This is a genomic window from Blautia fusiformis (assembly GCF_020686995.1).
GTDB lineage: Bacteria > Bacillota > Clostridia > Lachnospirales > Lachnospiraceae > Blautia_A > Blautia_A fusiformis.
Genome location: NZ_JAJEPT010000001.1, coordinates 321,435 through 345,559, shown reverse-complemented (window position 1 = coordinate 345,559; position 24,125 = coordinate 321,435). Strand labels below are relative to the sequence as shown.

Below are 24,125 nucleotides of genomic sequence, written 5' to 3'. Positions count from 1 at the left end.
AAAATATCCGGCAACATTGACCGCCTCCGCATCACAGCGTGGCCTCAATATTGCCGGATCAGGAATAAAGGCGGCCCACTTATCACACGGGTCGCCTTTTATTTATCTATTGATCATTTATTTTTCTTATTTCTTCTCTTCCTGAACCTCGATCTTACGGATCGTTTTGTTCTTAATCTCTTCCTTGATGAAACTGATGAACTCACCAAGATCTTTCATTCCCTCATCGCCAAGATAACGGCTTCTTACGGAAACCTTACCCTCTTCTTCCTCTTTTGCACCAACGATAAGCATGTACGGTACTCTCTCAAGACGTGCCTCACGGATCTTGTATCCCATCTTCTCGGAACGTCCGTCTACAGAGCAGCGGATTCCTGCTTCTCTCATCTGAGCTTCAACCTTCTGTGCATAATCGTTGTACTTCTCGGAGATTGGGATCACACGAACCTGCTCCGGGCAGAGCCATGTCGGGAACATTCCTGCGTATTTCTCAATGAGCCATGCCAGTGTTCTCTCATAGCATCCCATGGATGTACGGTGGATGATGTACGGACGCTGTTTGTCGCCATTCTCATCGATATAGTACATATCAAACTGCTCTGCAAGAAGTGCATCCCACTGGATCGTGATCATGGTGTCTTCTTTTCCGTATACGTTCTTTGCGTTGATATCAACCTTCGGTCCGTAGAAAGCAGCCTCTCCCACATCCTCTGTAAACGGAATGTTCAGCTCGTTCAGCATCTGGCGGATATGGCCTTCTGTCTCTTCCCATACCTCAGGCTCACCAATGTATTTCTCTTTGTTTGTCGGATCCCATTTGGAAAGATGATATGTTACATCTTCCTCAACACCAAGTACCTGCAGACAGTACTGGGCAAGTGCAATACAATCTTTAAACTCTTTTACCATCTGGTCCGGTCTTACGATCAGATGTCCCTCGGAAATAGTAAACTGACGAACTCGTGTCAGGCCATGCATCTCACCGGAATCCTCATTACGGAACAGTGTGGAAGTCTCGCCGAGACGGATCGGCAGATCACGGTAGCTGTGCTGCTCTGCTTTGTATACATAGTACTGGAACGGACATGTCATCGGACGAAGTGCATAAACCTCTTTGTCCTTCTCCTCATCACCAAGTACAAACATACCATCTTTGTAATGATCCCAGTGTCCGGAAATCTTGTAAAGATCGCTCTTTGCCATGAGAGGAGTTTTTGTTCTTACATATCCACGCTTTGTCTCCTCATCCTCGATCCAGCGCTGAAGCTCCTGCATCATGATCACACCGTTTGGCATGATAAGCGGAAGTCCCTGTCCGATCACATCTACAGTTGTGAAGATCTTCATCTCACGACCAAGCTTGTTATGGTCACGTCTCTTTGCTTCTTCCATCTGCTCCAGGTGCTCTTTCAGCTCATCCTTTGTAGCATAGGCAGTTCCGTAGATACGTGTGAGCATTGCGTTCTTCTCGCTGCCTCTCCAGTATGCGCTGGAAGAAGAAAGAAGCTTGAATGCCTTGATACCTTTTACACTCATCAGGTGCGGGCCTGCACAGAGGTCTGTCCAGTCTCCCTGGGAATAGAAGGAAATCTCCTCTCCCTCAGGAAGATCCTCGATCAACTCTACTTTGTATGGCTCATTTTTCTCTTTGAAGTATGCGATGGCATCTTCACGGGATTTTGTGAAACGCTCGATCTTTGCGCCTTTTTTGATGATCTTTTTCATCTCTTTCTCAATGGCGTCAAGATCTTCACGGGAAAATGGCTCGTGGTCGAAATCATAGTAGAAGCCTGTATCAATGGATGGTCCGATGGCAACCTTTGCCTCCGGGTATAAGTTCTGTACAGCCTGTGCCATTACGTGAGATGCTGTATGGCGGAGAACTGCAAGGCCCTTCTCGTCTTTCGCTGTAAGGATGTTAAGCTCACAGTCACTGTCAAGAACAGTACGAAGGTCTACGACCTCTCCGTTTACTTCTCCTGCACATGCAGCACGTGCAAGACCTTCGCTGATGTCATAGGCGATATCGATCACAGATTTTGCTTCTGCATATTCTTTTTTTGAGCCGTCTTTTAATGTAATGATCATTGTTGTTTCTCCTTTCGTTTTAAATGAAGTTTCTATGATACACAGCATGTGTCTGCTTTTGCAAGAGATTCTGCAATAAAAAAATCCCTCACAGTACATCACATACTGTAAGGGACGAGTTCATTCATTCTCGCGGTTCCACCCTGCTTGCTCTGCTGCCCGGTCATGCCAGGATACAAAGCCTCTCAATTATGATGATAACGGAATCACCGGACCGGATTGGGGCCACTCAGAGGTAGTCTTCGGCTGTTTCCCGATAAGATGTTTCCAGCACTTCACATCTCTCTCTGTAACGTTTCACAGCTTACTCGTCTCGTCAGCGTGTTTTTATTTCTTTTTCTGTGGTTCATTATAAGCGCAGTATTTTTATTTGTCAACGCATGTTGACAAAATTTTTGAGATTTCTCTTCTCGCACAGATCTACAGATTTCCCATGAGTTTGTCTTTGATAATGGCCAGAATCTCACGGGGAATGTAGATAAAAAGACGCCAGCTTCGATACCTGGAAGGTACCATGGCCACTTCCCGGAATCCACATTTTCTTGCAATGGCTGCTCCTCTCCATACATGAAAATTGTTCGTCACCACGCCTACGGAACAGTCTGTGGTTCCGATCTTTCTGCAGCTGAATTCCAAATTCTCTTTCGTACTGGTAGATTCCTCTTCCCGTATCAGTCTGTCCCCGTCTATTCCGTGACCGGTAAGATAACGATACATGGCCTCTGCCTCGGAAATGTTTTCTCCATCGCCTTTTCCTCCTGAGAGCACTGCCTTCGTACCCGGATTTTCTTCAAGATAAAGAAGGGCCCTTCTGGCTCGTTCCAGAAGGGCAAGTGTCATCCGTGTTCCGTCCACATGGGCACCTAACACGATAATGTAATCCAGATTCTTCTTTACGCTCATTATCTTCCGCAGCAGTGTTTGTATTTCTTGCCGCTTCCGCATGGGCACGGATCGTTTCTTCCGACCTTGTGCGGTTTCACAACTGTGCCGGATTTCTTCTGCTCCATGTAGAGGGTTTTCTTTTTCTCTTCTGTGAAGATCTTGTCCCACTGAGGAAGGTTGTAAAGCCAGTCAGCCTTGGCATCTACCATGTTCTTATAGAGTGCCTCTTTATCAAATGCAAGGTTTACCTTGGTATTCTCATCCATGGTCTCGATTGGGTTCGGAACCTTCAGACTGTCATTGATTCCGTCAAGGAAACCAACCATAGTCATAACATCCTGACCGTATTTCTCAGCAAGTTCTTTTACAGTTCCGGAAACAACCTCATCCGGGTTCTCAAGAAGCTGCTCATAAATATTCTTTTCAATGTTAAAATAATTTGCCCAGAAGCGCTGAAGCTTATTCTTATCTGCATTCTGATTATAAGCAATGGAACGCCACTGCTCAAGAATTGTCATATCGCTCATTGTCTGATCCTCTTTTCCAAAATTTTAGATAAATAAGACGGAGATTTATATTCCGCTTCGCAATTTCTACTTATTATATCATCTTTTGGCGAAGAAATCAAATATATCTGTTTCATATCTGAGTTATTTTATCACACTGAGTAGGCATTTGATTTGAAACAGATTGGATTGACAATTCGAGACTATTATGATAGTATGAATGTATAAACTATTGCAATAGTCTAAGAGGAGTAATTATGAATACGAAATTATATGATTCAGAACTTAAAGTTATGGAGGTTTTATGGAAGGAGGGAGATGATTCAGCTAAACATATTTCGGAAATTTTAAACGCAGAGATTGGCTGGAATAAAAATACTACTTATACGGTTATTAAAAAATGTGTTGCAAAAGGAGCTATTGAACGTTATGGAAGCAACTATATGTGCAAACCATTGATTTCCAAAGAGAATGTTGAAGAATTTGAAACAAAGGAACTCATTGATAAACTGTTTCACGGATCAAAAATAAATTTTTTTGCTTCCTTTGTGAGTCATGAAAAATTATCAGAGGAGGAACGTAGGCAGATAAAGAAAATGCTAGAGAAATGAGGTGCTGGACTATGATACGTCAGATGCTGATTATTTCAAGTATGTTTATTGGTCTGGTTTTGATGGCACATGCATGTCTGAAGAATCGTATTCCCGGACGTATTTATGTGATACTCTGGGAAATTGCATTGCTTCGCCTGATTCTGTCGTTAAAGTTACCAATTCTGCCATTTTTCAATCACATAGCTACTTTTCAGCAAGTACAGTTTCGTTAACAACAGGGAATATTGAGAAAATTTTTTTTATAATATGGAGAATAGGATTCAGTATTTCACTTATTACAGTCCTTAGCAGTTATTATAAAGAACGAATGATATAAGAAGTGGAGGGATACATTTATGAAGACTAACAAATGGTTATGTAGCTGTATGATTGTTGCTTTATGTTTATTTTCTATATGTACAACTGCTTTTGCAAATAATAATAACGTTAAAGTAGCATCAAAGCTGGATGCAAAAGATGTAAAAAATAGAATTGTAACAACTGTAACAATTCAAGATGTTAAAAGTGGCTTCGTCTCTTCATATAATGTTGAAGATGAAAACATTAAGTGTTCTCGTAGTGCTGATGGAAAGGAAATTATAGCCATTATATCTGTAGGAGATGAAAAAGCCAGTGCTAAAAGAGCACCGTCTCAAACAAATAGCAATACATTCTATGGGTGGAAAGGAAATGCCCGAATTTCTTGGTACGATGATGGAACTTGGGCTTGCCTTAAAACTGCAGGAGGTGATTGGACAAAAATATCAGGAAATTACAATATGACAGGGAAAAAAATAGTTTGGGGTCAAGATCTTGGTACTAATAGCAAATCGAGTAGTGCAACCTTTATTAATAGCTATAATACAACAACTAATTGGCCAAAAGGAAAGTATGGATATGGATTAGGACATAAAGTTGGTGCTTACATCAGTGGGACTGTGAATGGAAAAAAGGTTAGTGTATCCTGCAATTATGTTTTTTAATAAGAAACAGAAAATTTAAAAACAACAAAATCATTGATAAGTACAACTGAAAATTATAATACATACGATAATGGGAAAAGGTATCAAGTGGCAAAATAAAATTATTTATTCTTATATGTGTACGTATAGCACGGAGGTGGTTTTATGAAGTATATTCAGGATAATGGAAAAATTAAATTATGTGAAACTGATAATATGGATCATCTCGTGCGATTAACACAAGCGTTGAATGAAAATAATATTCCTTATGAAACCAGATTGAAAAAAGCAACATTTATCAATAATCTTTTTTTCTTGATTTTTTATCATACTTTTGCATCGGGAATTGATCATAAGAATGAAACAACATGTATTTATGTACTAGAAAAGGATTTTGATGCTGCCAAAAAAGCAATAGTAAACTACAGAGAGACTGTGAGAAAAAGTCTGTAAATAAGATTCTTCTATGATAATGAAGGGTGATTTCCTTGTAAAAAAAGGATTTTGATATGGATCACTTAAAAGAACTCTACCATCTCAGATGGTCACAGGAAACAGCATACCGGGATCTAAAATACCCACTATGTTTAAAAGCATTTCATAGCCAAAAGTATGCTTATATTGTACAGGAAGTATTTGCCAGGGTACCCATGAGCTTTTGTTACCGCTAGCAGTAACTGCCCACACTGCGATACAGGGGATCGAACACACTTTGCATACCGGAAATGTCTGTATCATCCCACCGCATACCACTCACAGTATGGGGATCTTTGATGACAGTGTTGCTTTTAATATCCTGGTACGTAGCTCCACCTTTCATTCCACATTCTTCCAGTCACTGACTGCTGACAGTGCCCTGACGCAGTTTTTTGCCCATGTGCTGTACCGCAAGACCGTGGGAAATTATCTGATCTTTCACAGTGGAAATGATGCACAGATCCATGACATGCTGGAAAATCTCTATATCGAATATCTCGGCCACGCCAAATACAGCTGCACCTTTCTCAACTCCATGCTGGTCATGTTCTGGGCCATGCTGCTGCGTTTTCACGAAAATGATATTGAATCCATCCTTACAAAGGACAGCACCGGAAATTCTGTAACGGAAATCCTCAACTACCTGAACCGTCACTACCAGAGCGTTACCTTACGTGAAGCTGCGAAGCATTTTGACTATAGTACTTCCCACTTCAGTACCCTGATCAAGGAAAGTACCGGACGGACATTTTTACAGATCATCCGGGATATCAAGCTGAACCAGGCATGTCATGCTCTGCGTGAAACCTCTCTCAGCAATCTTGCGATCTGTGAACTTGTAGGGTATGAAAGTCCGGAGCATTTCATGCGTACTTTTTAAAAAACATATGGAATGACTCCCGGTGAATACCGGAAGAAGAACAAGGAATAAAAGATTACAAGATCTTATATATTTTCTGTATAACAGATGCCGTTCCGGGAGATACTTATCATATCCTCCCCTTTAGAATGCAGAGGGCTTCGCGATGGTGCAGGCCCTCTGCGTTTCTCTTTTCACACTGAAGGTCATTTCACACCAAGCTTCTCAAGCGCCTTCGCCGCCTGCTTCAGATTCTCAAACTGGATGGTATGGATACCGGCTTTTCCGGCTCCCTCACAGTTCACGGCACGATCATCCAGAAATACCGACTTCTCCGGTTTCAGGCTGTAACGCTTCAGAAGTGTTTTGTAAATATCCACCTCAGGCTTGATCTGCTGCACATCACAGGAAAATACCACTCCGTCCATATATTTCAGAAAAGACATATCCTGCTTTGTACGATCCAGCATATAAGTTCCGTAGTTGGAAAGGACATAGAGATGATATCCCTGATTTTTGAGATATTTCACCCAGGTTTCCGCATAATCATACAGATGCATACACTCCGGATCACGTCGTACCACCTCACGGATATCTGCTTCATATTCCGGTGCACTTTCCACAAATTTATCTACATACCAGGACTCCTCATGCTGTCCACGGTCCTGTTCCTCCCAGATCGGGTTTCGAAATACTGCATCTGCGATTTTCTGATACTTTTCTTCCGGGAAGTCATAGCTCCGAAGATACTCTTCCCAGTCATAGCCCATCAGCACATTTCCCACATCAAAAATAATATTCTCGATCATACGGTTTTCATCCTCTCTCGGCTCCTTATTTCCCCAGATCCGGTACGCCATCCAGAAAACATACGCTACGATCGGTACCAGAACGGCTGCCGCAAAAGCCCCCCGGAACAAAGCCTGGGCGTTTTCACTGCTTCCCCAGGCAAATGCCATTGGAAGGCAGAATATAAGAAGTAATATGACAACACCTGCAAGTGCCGCGATTCTTTTAAAATTTTTCATTGAGCTTCCTTTCACATGATACATCCGCTATTCTATCTGTTATTTTAACTGAATATCTCTTTGAACCAAAAGGGCGCCGGAGAAATTCTTCCCCGGCGCTTCCTGTTGTCATAATCCTGATACTGTAAAAATAATTATCTGTAAATGATGTCGTTTCTTCCTGGTCCGTTAGAGATCATTGTGATCGGGAATCCAATATGTTTTTCTACGAACTCTACATATTTTCTGCAGTTCTCCGGAAGATCCTCATATTTTTTGATTCCACGGATATCGCATTTCCATCCCGGAAGCTTCTCAATAACCGGTTTTGCTTTCTCAAGCTGCACAGTTGTCGGGAATTCTGTTGTCACCTCTCCGTCGATCTCATAGCCTGTGCAAACCGGGATCTCATCCAGATATCCCAGAACATCCAGTACTGTAAAAGCAACGTCTGTAGCTCCCTGGAGACGGCATCCGTATTTGGATGCAACACAGTCGAACCATCCCATACGTCTCGGACGGCCTGTAGTAGCACCGAACTCACCACCATCACCGCCACGTTTTCTCAGCTCATCTGCTTCCTCGCCGAAGATCTCAGAAACGAATGCACCTGCTCCAACTGCACTGGAGTAAGCTTTGCATACGGTTACGACCTTCTTGATCTCATATGGAGGCAGGCCTGCACCGATGGCACCATAAGCAGCCAGTGTGGAAGAGGATGTAACCATCGGATAGATTCCGTGATCCGGGTCTTTCAGAGTTCCGAGCTGTCCCTCAAGAAGAACCTGTTTTCCCTCTTTCAGTGCATTCCAGAGATAGAGAGATACGTCGCATACGTATGGCTCAACCATCTTCTTGTATTCCATCAGCTCATTCATGATGTCTTCCGGTTTCAGAAGAGGCTTATGATAGAGATGCTCAAGTGTTACGTTCTTGGTCTCGCAGATACGTACAACCTTCTCTTTCAGTGCTTCCTCATCAAAAAGCTCACTTACCTGGAAGCCGATCTTTGCATATTTGTCAGAATAGAACGGAGCGATTCCGGATTTTGTGGAACCGAAAGCCTTGCCGCCAAGACGCTCCTCTTCATACTGATCGAACAGAATGTGGTAAGACATTACCATCTGTGCTCTGTTGGAGATCAGGATCTTCGGTGCCGGTACTCCACGGCCTACTACTTCGTTGTACTCCTTGAAGAATACCGGAATGTTCAGTGCAACACCATTTCCGATGACACTTGTTGTATGTCCGTAAAACACACCTGACGGAAGTGTATGAAGTGCGAATTTACCGTAATCATTTACGATGGTGTGGCCCGCATTGGCTCCACCCTGAAATCTTACGATGATATCAGCTTTCTCAGCAAGCATATCTGTGATCTTGCCTTTACCTTCATCTCCCCAGTTTGCTCCTACTACTGCAGTTACCATAACACAGTTCCTCCTTGTGTCTTTCTCTACTATTCGGAACGACATGTTCTCTGCCTGTAATACACAGAGACACGTCATTCCTGTCTGTGTTCATTTCTTAATGTTTATAACATCTTGGAATTATACGTTGATCTCAACCTTAACGCCAAGCAGATCCTTATGTGCATCCAGAACCGGCTGTACCACATTGGCAATAAATGCCTCTGTCTGCTCTTTGGCACGTCCTGTATATCTGGACGGATCCATGGATTTCTGAAGATCCTCAAGAGTCAGGTTAAATGCCGGATCTGCTGCGATCAGCTCAAGAAGATTGTTATCTTTACCCTCTACCTTCACGTTCTTTCCTGCTTCCATGGAAAGCTCACGGATACGCTCATGAAGCTCCTGACGGTCTCCGCCTGCCTTAACTGCATCCATCATGATATTCTCAGTTGCCATAAATGGAAGCTCAGACATCAGTCTCTTCTCGATAACCTTCGGATAAACAACCAGTCCGTCTACAACATTGAGGCAGAGATCCAGGATTCCGTCGATCGCAAGGAATCCTTCCGGAACGCTGAGACGCTTGTTTGCAGAGTCGTCCAGAGTTCTCTCAAACCACTGTGTTGCAGATGTGATCGCCGGGTTCAGTGCATCGATCATCACATATCTGGACAGGGAAGCGATTCTCTCACTTCTCATCGGATTTCTCTTATATGCCATAGCGGAAGATCCGATCTGGGATTTCTCAAATGGCTCCTCTACTTCTTTCAGATGCTGAAGAAGACGGATATCGTTGGACATCTTATGTGCACTTGCAGCGATTCCCGCAAGGATATTCAGCACACGGGTATCAACCTTTCTGGAATAGGTCTGTCCGGAAACCGGATAGCAGGATCTGAATCCCATCTTCTCTGCGATCATCGGATCGATCTTGTCGATGGTCTCCTGATCCCCGTCAAAAAGTTCCAGGAAGCTAGCCTGTGTACCGGTTGTTCCCTTGGAGCCAAGAAGCTTCATAGTGCTTAATACATACTCAAGGTCCTCAAGATCCATCAGGAATTCCTGAGTCCAGAGAGTTGCTCTCTTACCTACGGTTGTCGGCTGTGCCGGCTGGAAATGAGTAAATGCCAGAGTTGGCTGGTCCTTATACTGCGCTGCAAACTTGGAAAGCTCTGCGACCACGTTCACAAGTTTCTTGCGGACAAGTTTCAGTGCCTCTGTCATAACGATGATATCCGTATTATCTCCTACATAACAGGAGGTCGCTCCCAGATGGATGATACCTTTTGCCTTCGGGCACTGTACACCAAACGCATACACGTGAGACATTACATCATGGCGAACCTGACGCTCACGCTCCTTGGCCACATCATAGTTGATATCATCCGCATGAGCTTTCATCTCGTCAATCTGCTCCTGGGTGATGTTAAGGCCAAGCTCACGTTCCGTCTCAGCAAGTGCGATCCACAGCTTTCTCCATGTGCGGAATTTCATGTCCGGGGAAAAAATGTACTGCATCTCTTTGCTTGCGTACCGCTCTGACAGCGGGCTTACATATCTGTCTGTATTCATTATTATCCTCCTGATTACATACATCCGGGCCGGAATGGCGAATGATCCGTTATCTGCCCGAATCTGGTTAATTCACGCCTCTTGAAATTATATAACATTGCCTCTTTAAAAGCAACCGTTTGTTACTCCATACCCTGATGGAATTTTCCCAAAAATTCCTTCATTCTGCCATTTTCGGAAGAAAATACCTCCTGCGGCGTTCCCTCCACTGCGATCACACCCTTATCCATAAAGATGATACGGTCGGAAATATCTCTTGCAAAATTCATTTCATGAGTAACGATCACCATGGTAATATGCTCCTGAGCAAGATCCTTGATAACCTTCAGGATCTCACCAGTCAGCTCCGGGTCAAGTGCAGATGTAGGTTCATCAAAAAACAGGATCTTCGGATTCATACAGAGCGCACGGGCAATGGAAACTCGCTGCTGCTGTCCTCCGGAAAGCTGAAAAGGATATGCCTTCTCCTTGTCTGCAAGGCCCATTTTCTTAAGAAGGCTTCTTGCCTGGGCGTAAACCTCATCTTTCTTTCTCTTCTGCACCTTCAGAGGTGCATCCACTATATTTTTCAGTACGGAAAAATGCGGAAACAGATTGAACTGCTGGAACACCAGTCCCACATCACCGTTTTTGATGATCTCGCCGCTGTCCGGCGTCTCAAGTCCTGTAGCACAACGCAGGATGGTTGACTTGCCGGAACCGGAAGGACCGATGATACTTAAAACTTCTCCCTCTTCCACGTCAAGAGAGATATCTTTGAGAACTTCCAGTCCGTCAAAGCTTTTTTTGATATGTTTCATTTCAAATAATTTCATATTTTATACTCTCCATTCCGGTTAGCGGTAGTAATTCATACTTTTCTCAACCTTCTGCATCACAACAGCCACGATCAGGTTGAACACATAATAAAATATCGCAGCGATCACAAATGGCATCATTGTTGTCTGTGCACTTGCGATCTGCTTGGCAATGGTAAACATCTCCGCAACTGCCACAACGAACGCAAGGGAAGTATCCTTGACCAGCGTAATGACCTCATTTGTAATAGACGGCAAAATCCTCTTGATCACCTGTGGAAGGATGATGCGGAAAAATGTCTGCACCTTATTGTATCCAAGGATCTTTGCAGCTTCATACTGTCCCACCGGCATGGATTCAATGCCGCCGCGGTAGATTTCTGCAAAGTAAGCTGCATAGTTGATGGCAAATGCGATAAATACAGCGATCAGACTATATCCCATGGAAATACGGATCCCGAAGATAAAATAAGGGCCGAAATATACCACCATCAGCTGCAGCATCAGCGGCGTTCCTCTCATGATGGATATGTACCCGGATACAATGGTACGGATCACTTTGTTTCTGGACATTCTGCCAAAACAGATCAGAAGTCCCAGCGGCAGAGAAAACAGCAAGGTTACAAAAAAGATCTCAATAGAGACCAGCATTCCTCCTGCCAGCTGCTGGAGCATTACACTAAAACTCATTTTTTTCCTCCTGGTTCGGAGTATCAGTCCCATTTATCGGACTGATACCTGTAATTCCTGTAAACAACAGGAAATGAGCGTGTACGGCAGCTCTTTCTGCGCCGAAGCACCCTCATTTCCTTTTTATGCGGAAGCTTCAAAAGCTTCTGCTATGTTTCTTATTTCTACTGCTGTTGGATAGCTTAAAAAATATCTTCACAGCTTTTACTGTACCGGATCTGTACCGGATCATTTGGATTCAGAATCGGTTTCTTTCTCTGTGCTGTCTGCACTTTCTTCTGTGTCAGCTTCTGCTGAATCAGAATTCTCTGTCTTATCCTTGTCCTCGCTGATGCAGAGCATGCTCTTATCCAGTTCATACTTATCTGCAAGCTTGTCAACCTCGCCGGACTCGTCAAGCTTCTTGACCTCATCCCATACGAGATCCTTCAGTTCATCATTTCCCTTCTTGAATCCGATGCCATACTGTTCGTTCTGGATCGGCTCGTCAAGGATCACATATTTATCCTTGCCTCTCTGGGAAAGCTGATAATTAGCAACACCGATATCAACAGCGACAGCGTCTGCAGCTCCGGAATCAATATTCATAAATGCAGTGTTGTAGTCCGGATTCTCTGTAAGAGATGCAAAGCTGTCCTTCAGTTCCTTATTGTCATCGTTGTTCAGTGCGTCCAGCGCAGCGGATGCAGCCTGTACAACTACGTTCTTGCCCTTAAGATCCGCAAGCTTCTCAATTCCGGAATCCTTGGCAACTACGATCACCTGCTCATTGTTAATGTATGGATCACTCCATGTATAGTCATCCTCACGTCCGTTGATAGTAAATCCATTCCAGATACAGTCGATCGTTCCGGAGTTCAGCTCCATATCTTTGGAATCCCAGTTGATAGGCTTCTTAACAAGTTCCCAGCCAAGATTATTACATACTTCCTGGGCAAGGTCAAGGTCAAATCCTACATATTCTCCATTATCATCCTTATATCCGAATGGAGGGTATTCAGCATCAAATCCTACGATCAGGGTCTTATCCTCAACACCTGCCTGTACACTCACTCCTGTTACCATCATTCCTATTGTCATCGCTGCCGCCATTACTACTGCAACTGTTCTCTTCTTCATGGTCATTCTCCTTTTTTCAGCTATCTCTTTATCACATGGTCACTCTACCACGCGAAAGCGTATGGTTATAGTAACATACCCAAAAGGAGCTGTCAAGAGCAAACCTTCTGCTCCGCCAAATAATCTTTGTATTTCTTTCTGGCCGTTTTCAAATATGTTCTGGAAATTGGGATTTCCGTCTGTCCGACCACAAAACTGTTCTTCTTAAGTGAAGTTACCTTCTCCATGTTGATACAAAAGCTCTGATGGCATCTCAGAAAGCTGCTGTCTGACAGCTGTCCTGAAAAATCCCCCAGCCTGGCTCTGCAGCTGATCTTTTTTCCATCGGTAAGATGAAATGTCACACTGTGAAGACTACTGGATATATACGCCAGATGATCGTGCTGCAGTGTATAAACCTGTGTCCTGTAACGAAAATACAGTGCTCTTCCGTCTTCACGCCTGCATACCTCCAGGATATGTTCCAGAACATGTTCCAGTTCTCCACTTTCAACCGGTTTGACCAGATAGTTATAGGCAAACACTTCAAATGCTTCTTTATAGAATTTCTCATTCTCTGCCACCAGTACAACCGGGATATAATGTCCTTTCAGGCGCATTGTCCGTACAGTTTCCAGACTCCTGCCCTGATCACCATCCAGTCCCAAAAATATCAGATCGCAGATCTTATGTCCCTCTGCCAGTCCTTTCAGAAGACTCTCTCTGGTCCGATACAGAAGGAGCTCTGCATCAGGAACCAGTGTGGAAAGCTGCCTGTACAGCTTCTGTGCATCCTTTCGTATTTCATCACATATCGCGATCGTCATCACTGCCATTGCCGTGTTTTCCTCCATCATGCTCTTTCTGATATTTAACATTTTATTTTCAAAGAAAGACCTGCGCAATATGTGCTTCTAATTGTGCCTTGTTTTTTTACAAATTATTGCAATTCATGATCTGTTTTCGTATAATAATGCCATATAAGCACAAAAAGGAGTACTATCATGTCTGATTTCAGCAGCAAATGCCGGGAATACCTAAAGGATACAGGAGAAAACGTTTATCAGTTATCTGCTTATTCGGGACTTGACCGTACCTCTCTGCAGCGTATGATCACAGGGAAACGTCTTCCCGGTATTGATTTTGTGCGCCAGTTCTGCGATTCCCTCCGGATCAACCCTTCCCAACGCCGGGAACTGATGGAATTATATAAAATAGAAAAAATCGGAAAAGAAATTTATTACAACCGCAAATATATACAGGAACTTCTGGGTGTTATCAGCTCCCGGCAGGTCATTTCCCGGGAAGGTTTTCTCAGGCTTCCATCCTTTCCCTTTTACCGTGGAACTTTTTCTCTTGATGTGGAAAAGAAAGTCCTGAGCCTTTTTGAGGACATCCTGTCTTCCGGTTCTTCCGAAACGATCCGTACCAACCTTCCGGCCAACTGCCGACTTCTTGTACAGATTTTTTCCCATCTTTATCCCAAATATGAGAAACTGCCACCGGTGATCCAGATCCTGCCGCTTCACCAGAACCCGTCCGCCTCACCGGATTACAACATGAATCTGGAAACCTTTCTCTGCACACTCCTTCCGATCCTGTCAGGTTTTGCGGGCTACCAGCCATATTATTACTATACTCAGGCAGGCCGAGAGTTTTCCAGCTATGAACTGTTTCCTTTTTTCTTACTCACTGAAAAAAAACTGCTGCTGTTATCCTCAGATATGATGACCTGTATTTTTACCGAAAATCCGGAAGCGATCCACGCATATCAGCAGGAATTCCGGCGGGTTCTTGAGAATTCCAGTCAATTCTTCCTGCAATCGGATTCTCCGGACAGGATCCTTAATATCTTTGATTCTATCATGCAGACAAAGATCTCAACAAATTTTGCACTGGAATCTCATCCCTGCCTTGCACTGATGTCCTATGGTCCGGGCTTTATTCAGTCATTGTTTGATAACAGGGATATCGATCTTTCCGATCCGGTCTATACCCAGCTGGCAGCGGTCCTGAACCAGACTTCCTTTGCTTTTACAGAAGCTGCCTTTTCCTGCAATTATTTTACACTGAGCGGGATCCGGAAATTTGCCCGTACTGGACTCCTTGACGGTCCTTATTCCTACCATCAGACCCCTCTTCCGAAAGAAGAACGAAAAAAAGCTCTCAGGCATCTTCTTGACACAGATATGGGACATGAAAAATGCAGGATCCTGAAGCCTTCCGTACTTCCGGAAACCGGGATCCATCTGGAAGTTCTATCTGACTATTCCGTTTTTCTCTGCTTTCTTTCCACAAAAGATACTTTTCTCTGTATCTATCTGAAAGAGACCAGTATCGGACAGGCCCTGAATGATTACCTCTGTTCTCTGTCTGAGGAAGAATCCGTATATACAAAAAAAGAAGCCCGGCAGATCCTGCTGGGACTTCTTGAACAGCTTTAAGAGCCGGTACTTCTGTGATATTCTCTTGTAAGATCCTCCAGGATCCTGTCGGTTTCTCCGGATACGATATGCTGCTCCGGGAGACCGGCAAAGTTTTTCAGAGCCTGGTCTGTTTCCTGTATTACCCTTTCATCTGTCTTCAGCTCTTCCTGTCGTTTCCTGTATTCTTCTTCACTGTGAACACTGCGGTAGGCCAGAAGATAAACCTTCATTGCTTTCTCTGAATGATTCTCCTTCCATGCTTTCCAAAAGCAATCCAGCGCCTTATCCATCTGGAACAGATAACCGTATGCGCATCCCTGGTTATGCAGGATTCTTTCACGCATCTCTCCGGTAATCTCTTTCCCGCCATGCTCAAGAAGCTTCTGATAAACACGGAGCGCATTCACATACATCCGGTTTTCCATCAGTGCGTCGCCTTTTCGCTTCTCCCGTATTTCTTCAGGTTCACGTTTTCTGGCTTCGATGCGCCCGTTTAAGGTCTTAAGTTCTTCATAAGCCAGATAATTGATCTCTTTAAATATCGGATACAGTACTTCTTCAAGTCCGGCCTCTCTTCCAATATAAGGTTTCAGCTTGGCCGCAAGCTTCGGAAGCTCCAGTTCTTCCTCCAGCCAGGCACAGAGCTTACTGCTGATCAATGAGCTGTCCACAAGATAAAGATTGTTATAGAGATAATAGCAGAGTTCTTCTATAGAATAGATATTGGTACTGATATTTTCGATATAAAACGGCTTCTCTGCTTTTTTTACCTGACATAAAATATATCCGCTCATGCCTGATTCCTTTCTTCCTGCTCATCCCATCGTACCAGTTCCCTCCAGATTTTTCCACTGGAAGGATACATTTCGCCAAATCCCAGATCCTTCACTGTGATCTCGCAGTCTCTCGGCGATACGTATTTCAGCGTGAGGGAAAGCCTTGAAGTCCGATTAGGCCGCTTTGGCAGACCGTCAAGTGCCATGGCCACACGTTTCTTCTCGGTTTCTTCCGGAATACTTACCACAAATACCAGTTCACTGGTATCATCCAGGATCAGCTCGCAGGATGCACTGCATTCATACCAGTTGCTGCCGCTTTCGATCAGCGGATAGTAAGCCGGAGAGCCCATCACCCGCATGTCCATCCCTACGTCCACAGCCACCAGCGAATCACTTAAATAACGGTAACCTTTGAGTTTTTTATCTTCCAGCCTGTCCTTACCGGCTATGCAGGCTCCCTTTGCAAAAAGATTGTTTCCGTAAAAAACCTTCCGTCCCTGATGACACAGGAGCTTTACAGACTGCTGTGCCCACTGCTGGTCAAATCCCTCGCCCGTGATCTGCACACTGGAGAAGAGTTCTTTGCCGAGAGTCTTACTGATAAAACGGTAAAATTCCACATCACGGATCTCATCTTCCAGTTCAAGCTTTGTACTGACCGGATCCTCCAGTTTTACAAGCACCGGTCTGGAAGAGCCGTTGATGGTCAGCTTCCGGAAGGTTACCGTATCGCCTGCAAAGGCATACCATCCTACACTTCGATTCCAGGTTTCCCGTTTCTGCCCCAGCGCATAATAATAAAAGCTCTCGCCATAGTCCATAAGCATATATTTCTCACGTGAAAAACCTGCAAGGCTGCAGGCCTTCTGATAATTCCGTACCTGAAGTGTACTAAGTTCCGGCGATGTGATACAAAGGCACCGGGTATTCTTTACAATATCCTGGATTCCCAGAAATTTCAGGATTCCTCTCAGAAAATGTGCCAGAAGCTCTGCCGGCTCTTTTTCCTCTCCTGCCACCTGGATCTTTTCTTCCTTCTGACAGATATCATAAATATTTCCGATCATGATCCCGCCCTTTTCCCTGGCAAAATACTCTGCTTCCAGGCCTACGCAGTAATCACTGTGATCGGTACGATAGCAGATACAGCCCGGAGCTTCGTACTGACTGGCTCCTACCTTCATGGAAAGAGAACGGGCTTCTTCTGCTTTTCTGTCATAATAACAGATCTGTGTGTATTCTTTTCCAATATCAATTCCTATGATCAAGTCACGAATTTCATTCATCTTTCCGGTTCCTTCTCTATGACAAACATTTCATTAACGTACTGTTCCTGCCGGAGATACTGTGCCAGCTTCTCCTTCACTTCCGTTTCTTTCTCAAGTTTCCTTGCACAGAGTATCTGATTGATCAGCTGATATTTGCTGGATGCCTGGTCATTACTCTGGTTCATGGTCAATATTTTTTCTTCCGTTTTGTGTACACCGGTTTCATCTTCTGTCTGGAAATAATATCGCAGGGTTTCTCCATAAAACAATGTAAATGCTCTGGCAAAAATTCCCTCATAGACATTTTTGAGCGGTTCACTTTTATAGTCCGGTACAGTTCCAAGTCCGGTATCCAGGGAATAATACAGTGTGACCGAAGCCTCCGGTGAAGTATGATACTCTACAAAAGTCTTATCATCCAGCTGATACGGTCGCAGGATACTCTGATCCAGGTTCCGGAAAAACTCAAATGTCATTCCTTCCTTTACACAGGAAGAGAGGATTTTTTCTTCCATTTCCAGATTTTCTTCATCAGAAGTTTTTTCTTCGGAAAGCAGTTTCAGAAGGGTCAGGTCACAGATCCGGTCTCCGGGCCACTCCTTTTCTCTGCGATTTTTCAGATACTCCTTAAGTCCCGGCATCTCCGGCATTTCTTTTACAAACATTCCGTAAGACATCAGAGTCAGATACGCACCGATCACACTCTCTTTTCCGGAATGGCGGATATATGCTTTCAGGATATCCGCCCCCTCTGGCCGGTAATCCCAGTTAAACATCAGAAGAGAAAGGATCCTCTCCTCCAGATTATAGGTATCCATCTCAAACCCACAGGCACTTTTCCAGATATCCAGAAGTTCATCCACAGGTCCAAACCGGAATTTCATCAGATACATGAGGATCACTTCATCATAGATTCCCTGTCGGTATACATGAGAGGAAAGTGTGATCAGCTCTTCGTCTTCCGCACAGTCACAGCGGATGATCATACGGCTTACCAGCTTCAGAAGAGCACGCTCCTCTACTCCTTCAAATCCAAATGCTTCCACCACTCTCATAGCCTGCGGAAACAGTCCCCGCTGGATCAGGATCTCCAGAAGGGTTTTCCGGTCGACCATGGCATATTCCCGATAATCCATCATCTCCAGACAGGCATCCAGATCTTCTCCCTGTACGTGATCCCGATAATAATCCAGGATCTTTTTGCGGATCAGCCTCTTATATTCATCGGTAAACGCCGGTGAAAGGACCAGTTTCTGAAAAATCCCCAGATTCTTACGACTGATCTCCTGTCCCTGACAGTAATGTAAAAGCACAGCCGGTTCATCTGCCCCTTTTTCCAGCACTGCCGGAACCATCTCACGATCATCGAAAAGTGGTGTCAGATTATAATCTACCGTAGCAGCATAACGTCTCTGTTTTTCATCCTGAAATACAACGGCCGCATCTTCGCTGCAGATCCTCGGGTAAGCGATCCCATGGATACACGGATAGATTTCTTCCTGTTTCATCTGTCTGTGACGGACGATCACACTACGGACCTTCGGATCATCCGTATACAGCCGGTGGGTAAACATCCTGGAGGCGATCACCTGCGCTTTTTCGCTGTCCGATGGTTCTCGCATGAATTCCTGATAAACAGCGGCATAATTTTCATTCATCCGGCCTTCCCGTAACTTACGGAAAGCAAATTCCTCCATGCTTTCACGATAGCTTTCGTATGTCTGTGGATCACGTTCCTTCCCTGCAATGATGCATGCATACAGATAGGCACGCTTGGAATCACCGAGAGTATTGTTGTTATAGGTAAAATACATCAAAAGCGGTTTCGGCAGGACTCTCCGATAAGAGGTATCCAGTGTTTCCACATAATATTCATACAGCCGTGTGATCCGGATCCCGCGGTCCACGGCAGCAGAAAACCACTGAAAATATTCCGGTTTTCTTGGATTTCCCTTCATAATATATTTACAGATAGCCTCCACGGTATCATCCGACGGAAAGGCTTCACATCCCATGGCCATAGCACGGTACAGGCTTTCGTTAAAAGCTTTCTCATAGCCGGAAAGATATGCCAGGCGCATGACCAGCTCTTCCGTCAGCATCTGTTCTTTTCCTGCAAAAAGGAATACCTGGGCCCAGAACCCATTGATTCGATGCAGCAGCGACATATCTGCACAAATACTGTTCCATGCTTCCAGATACAGAAAAGGACTTGTACATCCCCGCTCAAAAAGTTCTTCCATCAGAAAGATCTTTTTTGACGGAGAAAGCGTATGATCCATTTCAAATGCCAGTTTCAGAAGGATAAAGCTGTCTTCCTTCTGCATCCGGAAATTCTGTACCTTGCGGAGGGCCTGTTCCTTATCCCGGTACAGCCCGGTCTGTGTACACAGATACAGATAAATCCCTGCCAGTTCCAGTTCATTGTGATGAAAGGATTTATTCTGATAACGCTCAAGGATTTCTGAAGCCTGGTCATCTTCTCCTTCCAGATGAAGAAGATAGGCTTCCAGAAGCTGATATTCCGGATATTTCAGTCCGCTTTCGCCCATACGGTCAAGTTTCTCATGAGTAAAGGCTGTCCAGGCCTGAAAATCTGTTCTTTTACAGAGATATCCCAGATATTCCTTCATCAGAGATATCCGGTACTGTTTTTCCAGAAGATCCAGGTTCACGGCACTCTCAGTTCCTCTGGATGCAAGAACGTGATATACCAGTTTCTGGTATGGGGTTTTTACAATGATCTCGCCGTACTGATTCCCTTTTCCCAGTTTTTCCTGGCGTATCACATAGTTTATTTCACAGGTACTTCCGATAAAATCCTCTTCTGTGACCACATGCTTGCCTGCCTCCAGAAAATCCCCGTTTACCTCAATATCTGCCCGCAGGTGTCCCCATCCGCTCCTGTGGATATAAAGAGATTCCTGAACAGATTCACTGACATCATAAAAACCGGCCTCTTCTCTGTTCAGACTCAATGTCACCTTTTCCTTGGCACCGGCTGCGATCAGAAATTCCTCCAGATGCTGATAGGTCACCGGCTGCTGTGACATTCCTGCATAAAGAGAACGGATTTTCTCACTCTGATCACTCAGGATCAGGGAAAAATGGCGTTCTGTAAAAATCCGGTAAGCCTCATGGAAATCTTCTTTTGCAATGTGCAGAAATTCTTCCAAAGAAGACACCTTTCTGCCTGCACTCTTCACCTCTTCCGTCTGTACCTGCACAGTGAACGGCAGCTTATATTCTCCGATACTGGTAGTAAAACACAGCCAGCCTTCAAAGCTCTCTCCCGGCTTCATTCCCTCTGCATCTACCCCATAAGGCATGCGCACCGTAGTTCCGGAAAAGCGGTCAAATCCGGGTACCAGTCTCCGGTCAGATGAAGTCACAAATCCACTGATCCTGCGGTTGTCATCGGTACCGAAATAAATCTCATCCTTTGTGGTCTCTCCTGCCTTCAGCGTAGCGAAAATACGGTCCTGTGAAAACAGAAGCTCCGGCTGTTCATAAATAAATTTTCCGTTAAGAAGCTGTTCTATCCTCTTTTTCAAAATATATACTCCTCATCAATATACACTGATTGTTGTCACTCGTATTTTATGATTATACACCAGATCAGAATGTGGCGCAACAGGTGTTCGCCTCTGTCCTTTTTATAAAGTTTCTGTTGGAAAAGCACGAAAAGCACGTCCGGCTCATAAGCTATAAGGAAATCCCCTTTGAGGTGAACTCTTGAAAACCTTTCTGAAACCGCTTTCTTTTGCGGAAGAGCAGTTCTATCTTCTGCAGCTCCAAAGGGGCGATCCGGAAGCAAAAAATATCCTTATCGAACACAATCTCCGCCTCGTAGCACATGTTGCAAAAAAATATCAGGGATGTGACGAGGATCAGGATGATCTGATCTCCATAGGCACCATAGGTCTGATCAAAGCCATTTCCACCTTTGATCCCAGCCGGACTTCCAAACTTTCCACTTATGCTGCACGGTGCATCGACAATGAGCTTCTCATGATGTTTCGTGCCCGCAGGAAACGTTCCAGAGAAGTTTCTCTCTATGAACCCATCGGCACAGACCGGGAAGGCAATGAGATCAGCCTTCTCGATATCATTGAAAGTCCCCCCGTTGATGTTGTGGATGATTGTTTCAAACGGGACAGCATTTCCTATCTTCTCCGTTATATCCGGACAGTACTCTCCCCAAAGGAATACCAGGTGATCTGCTGCCGCTACGGTTTGAATGGCCAGGAACCACTGACCCAGCGAGAGATTGCCAAAAATCTCTCCATCAGCCGCTCCTATGTATCCCGTATCGAAAAGAACGCTCTTCGAAAACTCCGTACTCTTTTTCCCGAAAATCAGTAAAGGGGAGAACGTTCTTTTCGTTCTCCCCCAAACACTCTCTTATCCACCCTTCCGGATCATTCACCTCTTCGGAGAATATCAAATACCTCCGGCATCTCTGTCAGTTTCACATAGATTCTCTGCTGGGCATGTGGTGCACTCTCCATAGCTTCGCCCTCTTCATTATAAATGGCTTCCACTGTGACCGGAATATTCCTTCCGTCCGGTTTCATGATCTCGATGGTCTCTCCTACAGAAAACTTATTTCTCTGTGTCAGTCTTGCCAGACCTCTCTCATCGATCTCTTCTGCAAATCCAAGATATGTGTATTCTCTTACATATGTGTTGCTGTCATAGATCTGGGTATTTTCATCCGGCTTTCCGTAGAAAAATCCGGTGGTAAACTGACGGTAGGTACAGTTTGAGATCTGCTCCTGATACCACGGCATATTTGCATGATATTTTTCCGAACTTTCCATACAGTCGTCAATGGCTTTGCGGTAGGTTCTTGCCACTGTTGCCACATAAAGAGCTGTTTTCATACGTCCTTCGATCTTCAGGCTGTCAATACCGCTTGTAAGGATATCTTCCATATGCTCTACCATACAGAGATCCTTGGAATTAAAAATAAAAGTTCCTCTCTCATTTTCAAATACCGGCATGTATTCTCCCGGACGCTTCTCCTCCACGACAGAATATTTCCATCTGCATGGATGGGTACAGGCTCCCTGATTAGCATCTCTTCCCGCCATAAAGTTACTGAGAAGACATCTTCCGGAATAGGAAATGCACATGGCGCCGTGAATAAACGTTTCAATCTCCATATCCTCCGGAATATGTGCCCGGATCTCCCGGATCTCTTCCAGAGAGAGCTCTCTTGCACTTACCACACGTTTGGCACCAAGGTTATACCAGAAACGGTAAGTCTCATAATTGGTATTATTTGCCTGTGTACTGATGTGACGCTCGATCTCCGGACAGATTTCCTTTGCATACATAAAGATTCCCGGATCTGCGATGATCAGTGCGTCCGGTCCGATCTCCTTCAGTTCCTGAAGATATTCCCTTACACCCTCAAGATCACGGTTATGCGCCAGAATGTTTACTGTCACATAAACCTTTACGCCATGGGAATGGGCAAATGCGATTCCCTCACACATATCTTCTTTTGAAAAATTCTTAGCCTTTGCGCGAAGTCCAAAAGCTTCTCCGCCGATGTAAACAGCATCTGCACCATATATGACGGCAACCTTTAAAACCTCAAGGCTGCTCGCCGGAACCAATAGTTCTGGTCGTTTCATAAGCCTGTTCTCCTGTTTTTACACTTACAGCCGCTCCGTCTCCAAGAGGAAGCACCGATGTACGAAGCACCGGACTGTGAGTCAGCTGCCAGAGATATTCTCTCATTCTTTTATAGATTGTACGGTTACGCCGTTCCACAAGATAATGAGATTCAATAATATCCCCTTCCTGCAGCACGTTGTCAGATACCAGCACGCTTCCCTCTTTCATCAGTCTCAGCACGTCAGGAAGCCAGTGGATATACTGGCCCTTGGCTGCGTCCATGAAGATCATATCAAAGGTTCCGGTAAGATTCTTCAGGATCTCTCCGGCATCTCCCTCCAGAAGCGTGATCTGTGACTCTCTTCCTGCGCGCCTGAAATTATCCTTTGCGACAGGAATTCTTTTTTCATAATTCTCTATAGTAACAATTTCCATATCTTCCGGCCCATACTCACACATAAGAAGTGTGGAGAAGCCTACGGCAGTCCCCACCTCCAAAATGCGCTTCGGTTGTTTCAGTGCCAGAAGCATCCTCATAAAGCTCTGCATATCTCTCCGGATGATCGGCACCCGGCCTGCAAGTGCCTTTGTCTCCAACTCCTGCAGAAATGGAGTATTCCCCATATCCAGTGAATTGATATAGGTCTGCATGCGTTCTTCTACGATCACTGGCTGTTCGATCCTTCCTTGCTCTCTTCTCCTGACAGCACTGCCATGATCCTGGTCGGTGTATAGGCTGTACTGAGAAGGTATGTACCGGCTTTGATCTGTCCGTGATATGCGGACATTCTTTCCTGTATGGTAAATGCAAGCGCATCCTTGACAAGGCCCTTCTGCTCCAGTGTCTTGCCTACTTTATATGCAGAGGCGCCTTCTTTTATGACTACCGTGACCTGCTGTCCCTCTCCCGGGCTCATAGCCTGCTGGTTAAACACATCGTAGCCAAACTGATATGCTGATTTTCCAACCCAGATCAGAAATACGATAATAAAGATATATACAGCGGTTTTAAATACCCCTCCAGCCAGAAAAACGCCGGCCCTGCCAACCTTGTCTCTTGTGTCTGCCATAGTCTTTC

Annotated in this window: 23 protein-coding genes; 7 read left to right on the top strand and 16 right to left on the bottom strand. The window is 44.6% G+C overall.

Translation table 11 applies throughout. From position 1 onward, the window contains the following. Positions 1–126: 126 nt before the first annotated feature. From thrS to LKD46_RS01685, 3 genes are all read right to left on the bottom strand, one after another. Positions 127–2,088 (bottom strand): threonine--tRNA ligase, encoded by a 1,962-nt coding sequence (thrS, locus tag LKD46_RS01695; RefSeq protein ID WP_227573699.1) that lies wholly within the window; start codon positions 2,086–2,088, stop codon positions 127–129. A 420-nt stretch (positions 2,089–2,508) separates the two neighbouring features. Next, the gene (locus tag LKD46_RS01690; protein WP_092071306.1) at positions 2,509–2,991 is read right to left on the bottom strand and encodes a YdcF family protein; all 483 of its coding nucleotides are present in this window, start codon (positions 2,989–2,991) and stop codon (positions 2,509–2,511) included. Next, a complete protein-coding gene (locus LKD46_RS01685) occupies positions 2,991–3,500 on the bottom strand; it encodes an SEC-C metal-binding domain-containing protein (RefSeq protein WP_110102484.1) in 510 nt (169 codons plus the stop codon). The genes LKD46_RS01690 and LKD46_RS01685 overlap by 1 nt, the downstream gene beginning before the upstream one ends. A 236-nt stretch (positions 3,501–3,736) precedes the next feature. Here LKD46_RS01685 and LKD46_RS01680 point away from each other — a divergent pair, with 236 nt between their 5' ends. The 5 genes from LKD46_RS01680 to LKD46_RS01660 all read left to right on the top strand — a co-directional run bounded on the left by LKD46_RS01680 (position 3,737) and on the right by LKD46_RS01660 (position 6,391). After that, the gene (locus LKD46_RS01680; protein WP_110102485.1) at positions 3,737–4,090 is read left to right on the top strand and encodes a BlaI/MecI/CopY family transcriptional regulator; all 354 of its coding nucleotides are present in this window, start codon (positions 3,737–3,739) and stop codon (positions 4,088–4,090) included. A gap of 11 nt (positions 4,091–4,101) precedes the next feature. Continuing rightward, a complete protein-coding gene (locus LKD46_RS01675) occupies positions 4,102–4,305 on the top strand; it encodes a hypothetical protein (RefSeq protein ID WP_147417227.1) in 204 nt (67 codons plus the stop codon). A gap of 123 nt (positions 4,306–4,428) precedes the next feature. Further along, positions 4,429–5,055 (top strand): hypothetical protein, encoded by a 627-nt coding sequence (locus tag LKD46_RS01670; protein WP_110102487.1) that lies wholly within the window; start codon positions 4,429–4,431, stop codon positions 5,053–5,055. 144 nt (positions 5,056–5,199) lie between these two features. Next, the gene (locus LKD46_RS01665; protein ID WP_110102488.1) at positions 5,200–5,487 is read left to right on the top strand and encodes a hypothetical protein; all 288 of its coding nucleotides are present in this window, start codon (positions 5,200–5,202) and stop codon (positions 5,485–5,487) included. 259 nt (positions 5,488–5,746) lie between these two features. After that, positions 5,747–6,391 (top strand): helix-turn-helix domain-containing protein, encoded by a 645-nt coding sequence (locus tag LKD46_RS01660; protein ID WP_227573698.1) that lies wholly within the window; start codon positions 5,747–5,749, stop codon positions 6,389–6,391. A gap of 185 nt (positions 6,392–6,576) precedes the next feature. Here the strand turns inward: LKD46_RS01660 and LKD46_RS01655 are convergent, their stop codons facing one another. The 7 genes from LKD46_RS01655 to LKD46_RS01625 form a co-directional block, all read right to left on the bottom strand. After that, positions 6,577–7,398: an HAD family hydrolase gene (locus LKD46_RS01655; protein ID WP_227573697.1), complete on the bottom strand. Its 822-nt coding sequence runs from the start codon at positions 7,396–7,398 to the stop codon at positions 6,577–6,579. Positions 7,399–7,532: 134 nt separating this feature from the next. After that, positions 7,533–8,807, bottom strand: a complete 1,275-nt coding sequence (locus LKD46_RS01650) for an adenylosuccinate synthase (protein ID WP_022426147.1) — start codon at positions 8,805–8,807, stop codon at positions 7,533–7,535. Positions 8,808–8,927: 120 nt separating this feature from the next. After that, positions 8,928–10,361: an adenylosuccinate lyase gene (gene purB, locus LKD46_RS01645; RefSeq protein ID WP_173740406.1), complete on the bottom strand. Its 1,434-nt coding sequence runs from the start codon at positions 10,359–10,361 to the stop codon at positions 8,928–8,930. A 122-nt stretch (positions 10,362–10,483) separates the two neighbouring features. Next, positions 10,484–11,176, bottom strand: coding sequence for an amino acid ABC transporter ATP-binding protein (locus LKD46_RS01640; protein WP_021652351.1), 693 nt, complete (start codon positions 11,174–11,176; stop codon positions 10,484–10,486). A gap of 21 nt (positions 11,177–11,197) precedes the next feature. After that, the gene (locus LKD46_RS01635) at positions 11,198–11,848 is read right to left on the bottom strand and encodes an amino acid ABC transporter permease (protein WP_022426149.1); all 651 of its coding nucleotides are present in this window, start codon (positions 11,846–11,848) and stop codon (positions 11,198–11,200) included. Between the two features lie 228 nt (positions 11,849–12,076). Continuing rightward, positions 12,077–12,967, bottom strand: coding sequence for an amino acid ABC transporter substrate-binding protein (locus tag LKD46_RS01630; protein WP_227573696.1), 891 nt, complete (start codon positions 12,965–12,967; stop codon positions 12,077–12,079). A 92-nt stretch (positions 12,968–13,059) separates the two neighbouring features. Then, on the bottom strand, positions 13,060–13,824 hold the full coding sequence (locus LKD46_RS01625) for a LytR/AlgR family response regulator transcription factor (protein ID WP_173753887.1): 765 nt from the start codon (positions 13,822–13,824) through the stop codon (positions 13,060–13,062). Positions 13,825–13,950: 126 nt separating this feature from the next. Here LKD46_RS01625 and LKD46_RS01620 point away from each other — a divergent pair, with 126 nt between their 5' ends. Then, positions 13,951–15,390: a helix-turn-helix transcriptional regulator gene (locus LKD46_RS01620; protein WP_173753886.1), complete on the top strand. Its 1,440-nt coding sequence runs from the start codon at positions 13,951–13,953 to the stop codon at positions 15,388–15,390. Here the strand turns inward: LKD46_RS01620 and LKD46_RS01615 are convergent. The 3 genes from LKD46_RS01615 to LKD46_RS01605 are packed head-to-tail and all read right to left on the bottom strand — an operon-like array spanning position 15,387 to position 20,973. After that, entirely contained in the window at positions 15,387–16,166 is a 780-nt protein-coding gene (locus LKD46_RS01615; RefSeq protein ID WP_227573695.1) for a hypothetical protein, read from the bottom strand. The genes LKD46_RS01620 and LKD46_RS01615 overlap by 4 nt on opposite strands. Then, complete coding sequence (locus LKD46_RS01610) at positions 16,163–17,437, bottom strand: DUF5716 family protein (protein ID WP_173753884.1); 1,275 nt, start codon at positions 17,435–17,437, stop codon at positions 16,163–16,165. The genes LKD46_RS01615 and LKD46_RS01610 overlap by 4 nt, the downstream gene beginning before the upstream one ends. Continuing rightward, entirely contained in the window at positions 17,434–20,973 is a 3,540-nt protein-coding gene (locus LKD46_RS01605) for a DUF5717 family protein (RefSeq protein WP_227573694.1), read from the bottom strand. Before LKD46_RS01605 ends, LKD46_RS01610 begins: the two co-directional genes overlap by 4 nt. 181 nt (positions 20,974–21,154) lie before the next feature. Here LKD46_RS01605 and sigK point away from each other — a divergent pair, with 181 nt between their 5' ends. Further along, on the top strand, positions 21,155–21,784 hold the full coding sequence (gene sigK / locus LKD46_RS01600; RefSeq protein ID WP_118624091.1) for an RNA polymerase sporulation sigma factor SigK: 630 nt from the start codon (positions 21,155–21,157) through the stop codon (positions 21,782–21,784). A gap of 56 nt (positions 21,785–21,840) precedes the next feature. On the opposite strand, the gene LKD46_RS01595 is transcribed toward sigK, so the two are convergent. The 3 genes from LKD46_RS01595 to LKD46_RS01585 are packed head-to-tail and all read right to left on the bottom strand — an operon-like array spanning position 21,841 to position 24,117. Further along, positions 21,841–23,064: a peptidase U32 family protein gene (locus LKD46_RS01595; protein ID WP_118624093.1), complete on the bottom strand. Its 1,224-nt coding sequence runs from the start codon at positions 23,062–23,064 to the stop codon at positions 21,841–21,843. Continuing rightward, positions 23,024–23,716: an O-methyltransferase gene (locus tag LKD46_RS01590; protein WP_227573693.1), complete on the bottom strand. Its 693-nt coding sequence runs from the start codon at positions 23,714–23,716 to the stop codon at positions 23,024–23,026. The genes LKD46_RS01595 and LKD46_RS01590 overlap by 41 nt, the downstream gene beginning before the upstream one ends. Further along, complete coding sequence (locus tag LKD46_RS01585; RefSeq protein ID WP_118513091.1) at positions 23,713–24,117, bottom strand: endolytic transglycosylase MltG; 405 nt, start codon at positions 24,115–24,117, stop codon at positions 23,713–23,715. Before LKD46_RS01585 ends, LKD46_RS01590 begins: the two co-directional genes overlap by 4 nt. Positions 24,118–24,125: the final 8 nt, after the last annotated feature.